Below are 7,384 nucleotides of genomic sequence, written 5' to 3' on the forward strand. Positions count from 1 at the left end.
AGATCGAGGCCCAGTTCGAGCGCTTTGGCGCCACGTGCTTCGCCATGGACCACATCAACGGACACCGGCACTTCCACCTGCATCCGGTCGTGCTCGACGCCATCGCAGCGCTCGCGCCCGGCTTCGACAATCCTCCGTTGCGGCTTCCCTACGAACCTTACGCCGCATCGTTCCGGGCCAATCGCGACCGCGCGCTCGGCCGCTTGGCGGGTTCTCTGTTCTATGCCGTGCAGTCGCGCCGCATCCGAGGCCGGTTGAGCGGAGGCGGCATGAAGACGAACGACTGTGTCTTCGGGCTCCACGACAGCGGCGCGATGAGCGAGGCCCGCGTGCTGCGCCTGCTCGACCACCTGCCGCACGGCGTGACCGAGATTTATTGCCACCCGGCTACGCGGCGGTGGAACGGATCCGACGCTCCGCCCGCCTCCTACCAGCCAGAGGCGGAGTTCCGGGCTTTGCTCAGTGGCTCGGTCAAAGCCAAATTGAACGCGATGGGCCTGAGGCCGCTCACCTATCGGGCGGCGCTCGCATGAGAGTAGGCCTCATCATCGGCGCCCTGCTCGGGCTTGCGGTCGCGACCGTCCTCATCGTTCATTTCGGCTGGCGCCAGGTCGCCGATGCGGCTCTCGCCGTCGGCTGGCAGGGCCTTGCCGTGCTGATCGGCATCTACCTCGTCTGCCTTTTGCTTTGCGCGGTCGCGTGGCGCCTCCTGATCCTCGATGCGCCGCCCCGCGCCGTTCTCATCTGTCTGTGGGCGCGCTGGCTGCGGGAAAGCGTCGGCAACCTGATCGCGCTTCTGCCGACGGCGGGAGAGATCGCCGGCGCGCGCGAGTTGGCGCTCGCCGGCGTCCGGCCCGGCATGGCCGGCGCCAGCATCGTCGTCGATCTCACCCTCGAAATCTTGAGCCAGATCGTGTTCACCCTGTTCGGGCTCGCCCTCCTGATCACCTGGTATCGCGGGCTCGCGATCGGCCCGTGGCTGGTCACGGGCATCACCCTCTCGGTGCTCGCCGCGGGAGGCTTTATCCTCGCGCAGCGCCAGGGCCTGTTTCGCTTTCTCGAGCGGCTGCCCGAGCGGTTCGATGTCAAATGGGCCTGGTCCGTGCTCCCCGACGCGGAGGGAATTCACGCCGGCCTCAGGGCGATTTACCGGCATCGCGCACGGGTGCTCTCCTCGGGCGCGATCCATCTCGCCGCCTGGGCGGCGGGCGCCGGCGAAGCCTATGCCGGACTCTCTTTCATGGGGCACGCCATCGCCTGGTCGGATGCGCTGATTCTCGAGAGCATCGCCTTTGCCCTGCGCACCGCCGCCTTCGTCATCCCCTCGCGGCTCGGGATCCAGGAGGGAGGCTATATTCTCATCGGGGCGCTGTTCGGGCTGTCGCCGGAGGTGGCACTCGCGCTTTCCCTGCTGAAGCGCGGGCGCGAGCTTGTCACCGGGCTGCCCTGCCTCGTGATCTGGCAGAGCATCGAAACGCGGCGGCTGTGGGCAAAGGGCCGCCGCGCCAAATCGCCGGGCTGACCGCTAGAGCCGATGGATGGGCGCTATCGATGCGGCGCGATACGGCGCCTCGCTCTCCTCCCCGAGAGCCTCCATCGCCGTCTTGGCGATCGCCGAGGCGTTGAGGCCGGCCAACTCGTACATCTGATAAGGCTGACCGTGATCGATGAACACGTCGGGCAGGACCATGGTGCGGATCTTCAGCCCACGGTCGAGAAGCCCGGTCTCGGCGAGATAGTGCAGAACGTGGCTGCCGAAGCCGCCGATCGAACCCTCCTCGACGGTCACCAGGACCTCGTGGTTGGAGGCGAGAGCGTGGATAAGCTCGCGATCGAGCGGCTTCATGAAGCGCGCGTCGGCAACCGTCGCCGACAACCCGAAGCCGGCGAGCTGATCGGCGGCCTTCAGCGCCTCGGCGAGACGGGCGCCGAGAGAGAGAATGGCGACGGAGGTGCCCTCGCGCAGAATGCGGCCCTTGCCGATCGGAAGGACCGCGCCTTCCTTCGGCAATTCGACGCCGGTGCCCTCGCCGCGCGGATAGCGCACGGCCGAAGGGCGGTCGCCGATGGCGACTTGCGTCGCAACCATGTGCCTGAGCTCGGCCTCGTCGCTCGCCGCCATGATCACGAAGTTGGGCAGGCAGCCGAGATAAGCGAGGTCGAAGGAGCCCGCGTGGGTCGGTCCGTCGGCGCCGACGAGCCCGGCGCGGTCAAGGGCGAAGCGGACCGGGAGATTCTGAATGGCCACGTCGTGAACCACCTGGTCGTAGGCGCGCTGGAGGAAGGTGGAATAGATCGCCGCGAACGGCTTCATCCCTTCCGCGGCCAATCCGGCGGCGAAGGTCACCGCGTGCTGCTCGGCGATGCCGACATCGAAGGCACGGTCCGGGAACTCCTTGGCGAAGCGGTCTAGTCCCGTCCCATCGGGCATCGCCGCGGTGATGGCGACGATCTTGTCATCTTTCTTCGCCTCGGCGATCAGGCTGTCGGCAAAGACTCGCGTGTAGGTCGGGGCTTTGGCCTCGGATTTCGCCTGCGCACCGGTCAGCACATTGAACTTGCCGACGCCGTGATACTTGTCCTCCGACGCTTCGGCCGGCGCATAGCCCTTGCCCTTCTTGGTGACGACGTGAACGAGGATCGGCCCGTTCTCCGCATCGCGGACGTTACGCAACACCGGCAGAAGCTGGCCGAGATCGTGGCCATCGATCGGCCCGACATAGTAGAAGCCGAGCTCCTCGAACCACACGCCGCCCTGCCAAAAATGGCGGGCGAACAGCTCGAGCCGTTCGAGCCTGCGCTCCCAGCGCTTGGGCAGAAACTTGGCGAGGCGCTTGAAGAAACCGCGCCAGAACAGATAGGAGCGGCTTGATGTGATGCGGGCAAGATAGGTCGAGAGCGCGCCGGTCGGCGGGGCGATCGACATGTTGTTGTCATTGAGGACCACGATCAGGCGCGAGCCGAGCGCGCCGGCATTATTCATAGCCTCGTAGGCCATGCCGGCGCTCATGGCGCCGTCGCCGATCACGCAGATGACCCGCCGGTCGCCGCCAGTGAGATCGCGCGCCACCGCCATGCCGAGACCGGCAGAGATCGACGTCGATGAGTGCGCCGCGCCGAACGGATCGTACTCGCTCTCCACGCGGCGGGTGAAACCCGACAGGCCGCCCGGCTGGCGCAGGGTGCGAATGCGGTTTCGCCGCCCGGTCAGGATCTTGTGAGGATAGGCTTGGTGGCTGACGTCCCAGATCAGCCGGTCGCGCGGCGTGTCGAACAGATAGTGCAAGGCGACGGTCAGCTCGACCACGCCGAGCCCCGCGCCGAGATGACCGCCGGTGATGGAGACCGCGTCGATCAGCTCCTGCCGGAGCTCCGCGGCGAGCTGCGGGAGGTCGGACTCCGGCAACGCGCGGAGATCCGCTGGCGTATCGACCTTGTCCAGGACAGGCGTCTTCGACGCCCGCGCGACCCCTAACTCCATTCCCCCTGCCCCCGCTTCTGTCCGGCCGTCCCCCGACAACCGGCGCTACACACATATCTTGGTTCGGGATCAACTCCCGGTCAGCAATTTGTCGCCTTGCTTGTTGAGCGAAACCACGAGCGCGTCGGGTCCGCCCGATTTGAGGATCGCGCCGAACTCGGCCCGGCGGTTTGCCAGCTCGCTGATCGTGCCGTCGAGATAGATATCGACGATCTTCCAGTCGGCGCCTGATTTGCGCATCAGGTAATTGAGCGGGACGGTCCCGCCGTCCGACTTGACGATCTGCGTCTTGACGATCTTGTCGCCGTTCGGCCGGTCGCTCGTCTCGAGCACCTGGAACTGCTCGCCGGAGAAGCCGTCGAAACGGCTGGCATAAGTCGCCACCGTCATCTTGGTGAAAGCATTGATGATGCCCGCCTGTTGCTGCGGGCTCAGGCTGGTCCAGGCGGGACCTACCGCCAGCTTGGACATCGAGGGGAGATCGTAGATCTTGACCAGCACTGGAGAGAGCTTGTCGTAGCGCCCCTTAACGCCGAGCTGCTTCGCCTGCTTCATGGTGTCGAGCAGGGTCCCGTAGAACACCGTGATGCGGGAGGCTGCCGGATCGGCGGCGGCCAACGCGTGCGACTGGATCAGAGCGGCAAGCCCAAGGGCGAGACTGAACTTTATGACGGTCCTCAACGGCATTTGGCGGCCTTTACTCACTCGAGTTCTTCTTTGGTCGGGCAACTTTATTGGGGTCGCATCATTGCACCGCAGTCAGGACGTTGCTCAGGAGCTCCTCCTCCTTGGCGGCGCGCGGCGGGTCACGGCGCATCAGCGTGCTCGGCGACGTTGAAGCCGCGGCCGGGCTGGGCGGCGGCGCGGTCCATAGGCTGTTCGCCACAGCCTCGTCGAGCTCGGCCTGGCGCTTCTGCTCAACCACGCTGCGCAGCATGGTGTAGAAGTCGAGCGAGCTGTCCTCGAGCGCCTGCATCTGCTGAACGTCGTCGAGCTTGGTGATCGGGGTCGCAACCGATCCCGCGACAGTAATCGTGTTCGCCGTGTTGGCGGCCTGTGCCGCGTAGTGCGTTGCCTCGATTCCCTGTTGCAGCAAGCCTCCGGCCGGAATGGTGGCGACCAACTCGACCGTCGTCCCGATCAGGTCGCGAACGTTGGTGGGACCGATCACGGGCACGACGAGATAGTTGCTCTTGCGCATGCCCCAGACATAGAGCGTCTGGCCGAAATCACCGCTCTGCTTCTCGAGCTTCTGCGACGTTGCCACATCGAACAGGCCGCCGATACCGATCGTCGAGTTGACGGCGAAGCGGCCAGCCGTCGTCGCGGCGGCGCCCAAGCGCAGCTGCAGGAGGTCGTTGGCGAATACCATCGGCTCGCCGAGGTTATCGGCAAAGTTCGACACGGATTTACGCACCGGATCGGGAACCGTGTCGTGGTAGGCCTTCGCCACCGGATAGATCACCGCATGGTTGATGCGCTGGTTGCGCTCGAACATCGCGCGGTTCATCTTCTCATACGGGTCTGTGGTCATGCCCTGATCCTCGGGCAGCGCCGCGACATCATCCGCTGGGGCCTCGACCGGGGCCGAGGCGTCCTTCATCGTGGAGGCCGGGGGTTGAGCAGCAAGAAACTCAGGCGCAGGCGTGCCGCCTGACGCGCAGGCGGCAAGCCCGCAAGTCAGCACAAGCGCCGCGATGCGGCCCGCAATGCTAAAGTCTCTCGCCCTCATATGCCCCACCCCGTCGGCAGGGGCCCCTGCGCCCAAACCCAGGGCTGGTTAATGTTCGAGTTTACCCCGAAACTGGTGATCTGGTTGTGGCTAATCTGCACTTCCGTCGCAATTTTGGGCTGCCTCTATGCCCTTATTGCGGCACGCCTCCTCGCGAGATTTGCCCAAAAGAACGCCACACGCAACTCTCGTAAGCGGGCGGTTTCCATCCTCAAGCCCCTTTATGACATCGAGCCCGAGCTTGAAGCAAATCTCATTTCGTTCTGCCGCCAGGACTATGGTGGACAAATCCAGCTGATTTTTGGCCTTCAGAAGGAAAATCGTCCGATCGCCGAGCTTATTGAACGGCTCAGAAAGAGCTTTCCCGACCGTGACATCAGACTCTCGGTCAATGCTGCCCGCCACGGCACAAATCCAAAAATATCAAATCTAATCAATATGTTATCTGGCGCGACGCACGGCATCCTGGTGATATCGGACAGCGATATCAGGGTCGGGCCCGACTATCTCGAAAATGTGATCGCGGCGATCGAGAAGCCTGGCGTTGGGGCAGCAAGCTGTCTCTATTGTGGCGTGGCCTCGGGCGGTATTTGGGCGCAGCTCGCCGCCGAGGGCATCAACAGCCACTTCCTGCCAAACGCTCTTGTCGGCCTTGCCGCGGGGCTCGCCAAGCCTTGCTTCGGCGCCACCATTGCGCTCAGCAAGGACACGCTTGCGAGAATCGGCGGCTTCGAGGCGTTCTCCGATCAGCTCGCCGACGACTACGCGCTCGGGGCAGCCGTCCGGAGGCTTGGACTTGGCGTGGAAATTCCGCGCCTGATCGTCACTCACGTCTGCTGCGACGAGAGCTTCTCCGAGCTGTTCCGGCACGAGGTCCGCGCCGCCCGCACCATCCGCAGCATTGATCCATTGGGATATGCGGGCCTTGCCCTGACCAACCCCATGCCCTTCGCGCTTGCCGCCGCCGTCTGTGCCGGCTTCACGCTTCCGAGCCTCTTTGTCCTCTTGCTCTCGCTTGCCTCAAGGGCGATTGTATCGAGGCAAGCAGGGAGGCTTGGCGGAGCCCGTAGCGGCGCGATTTTGCTTAGCCCGTTACGCGATCTGCTGAGTCTCGCCGTCTACGCGGCGGGCTTCCTGCCGGGGACCTTGACGTGGCGCGGCCAGCGTTACGGGCTTCGTTCCGATGGCACCTTGACGCCAAGCTGAGGGAAACAGGAACAGTCATGCGAACGCTCTTCCTGCAGGCCCCGTCGTATGACGGGTTCGACGGCGGCGCCGGCGCGCGCTACCAGATGCGGCGCGAAGTGCGCTCGTTCTGGTATCCGACCTGGCTCGCCCAACCTGCCGCGCTCGTCCCCAACTCAAAGCTCATCGATGCTCCACCGCATCGTCTACGCTTCGACGACATCGCGCCTTACGCCAGAGACTATGAGCTCCTCATCCTCCACACCTCTTCGCCTTCGTTCCTGAGCGACGTGAAGACGGCCGAGGCGATGAAGGCGCTCAATCCCGATTTGAAGATCGGGTTCATCGGCGCCAAGGTCGCCGTCGAGCCCAAGCAGAGCCTCGAGGCTTCGCCCGCGATCGATTTCGTCGCCCGCAACGAGTTCGATTTCACCATCAAGGAGGTCGCCGAAGGCCGCGACTTCGGCAAGATCGCCGGCCTCTCCTATCGCAACCGCGACGGCGTCATCGTGGACAATCCCGATCGCGCGATACTCGAGGACATGGACCAGCTTCCCTTTGTGACGCCGGTCTACAAGCGCGACCTCGTTATAGAGAATTACTTCGGCGGCTATCTCAAGCACCCCTATATCTCGTTCTATACGGGGCGGGGGTGCAAATCGCGCTGCACCTTCTGCCTGTGGCCGCAGACCGTCGGCGGCCACCGCTACCGCGTGAGGAGCGTCGGCCACGTGATGGAAGAATTGCGCTGGGCAAAAGCCGCCTTCCCGCAGGTGAAGGAATTCTTCTTCGACGACGATACGCTCACCGACAATCTGCCGCGCGTCGAAGCGCTGGCGCGGGAAATCGGCAAGCTCGGCATCACCTGGTCGTGCAACGCCAAGGCCAACGTCCCTTACGACACGTTGAAGGTGATGAGGGACAACGGTCTGCGTCTCCTTCTCGTCGGCTACGAGTCGGGCAACCAGCAGATCCTGCACAACATC

Annotated in this window: 7 protein-coding genes; 4 read left to right on the top strand and 3 right to left on the bottom strand. The window is 64.4% G+C overall.

Features of this window, described 5'->3' with window-relative positions; genetic code table 11:
* Together VFB18_RS11025 and VFB18_RS11030 are read left to right on the top strand one after the other, a co-directional pair.
* On the top strand, window positions 1-533 hold a 533-nt coding region (locus tag VFB18_RS11025), incomplete at its 5' end, for a ChbG/HpnK family deacetylase (protein ID WP_324974934.1).
* Window positions 530-1,522 carry a lysylphosphatidylglycerol synthase domain-containing protein gene (locus VFB18_RS11030; protein ID WP_324974937.1) on the top strand — a complete coding sequence of 331 codons (993 nt, stop codon included), beginning with the start codon at window positions 530-532 and terminating at the stop codon, window positions 1,520-1,522. The genes VFB18_RS11025 and VFB18_RS11030, both read left to right, overlap by 4 nt.
* Before the next feature lie 3 nt (window positions 1,523-1,525).
* Here the strand turns inward: VFB18_RS11030 and dxs are convergent, their stop codons facing one another.
* From dxs to VFB18_RS11045, 3 genes are all read right to left on the bottom strand, one after another.
* Complete coding sequence (gene dxs, locus VFB18_RS11035) at window positions 1,526-3,481, bottom strand: 1-deoxy-D-xylulose-5-phosphate synthase (RefSeq protein WP_324974940.1); 1,956 nt, start codon at window positions 3,479-3,481, stop codon at window positions 1,526-1,528.
* 69 nt (window positions 3,482-3,550) lie between these two features.
* Entirely contained in the window at window positions 3,551-4,168 is a 618-nt protein-coding gene (locus tag VFB18_RS11040) for an ABC transporter substrate-binding protein (RefSeq protein WP_324974943.1), read from the bottom strand.
* A gap of 58 nt (window positions 4,169-4,226) precedes the next feature.
* Entirely contained in the window at window positions 4,227-5,213 is a 987-nt protein-coding gene (locus tag VFB18_RS11045; RefSeq protein WP_324974946.1) for a VacJ family lipoprotein, read from the bottom strand.
* Between the two features lie 51 nt (window positions 5,214-5,264).
* On the opposite strand from VFB18_RS11045, the gene hpnI reads away from it, so the two are divergent.
* Both hpnI and VFB18_RS11055 read left to right on the top strand, forming a co-directional pair.
* The gene (gene hpnI / locus VFB18_RS11050) at window positions 5,265-6,419 is read left to right on the top strand and encodes a bacteriohopanetetrol glucosamine biosynthesis glycosyltransferase HpnI (RefSeq protein ID WP_324974949.1); all 1,155 of its coding nucleotides are present in this window, start codon (window positions 5,265-5,267) and stop codon (window positions 6,417-6,419) included.
* A 17-nt stretch (window positions 6,420-6,436) separates the two neighbouring features.
* Window positions 6,437-7,384 (top strand): radical SAM protein (locus VFB18_RS11055; protein ID WP_324974952.1); only part of this gene is annotated, 948 nt, incomplete at its 3' end.

It is taken from the genome of Methyloceanibacter sp. (genome assembly GCF_035650995.1).
Taxonomy (GTDB): domain Bacteria; phylum Pseudomonadota; class Alphaproteobacteria; order Rhizobiales; family Methyloligellaceae; genus Methyloceanibacter.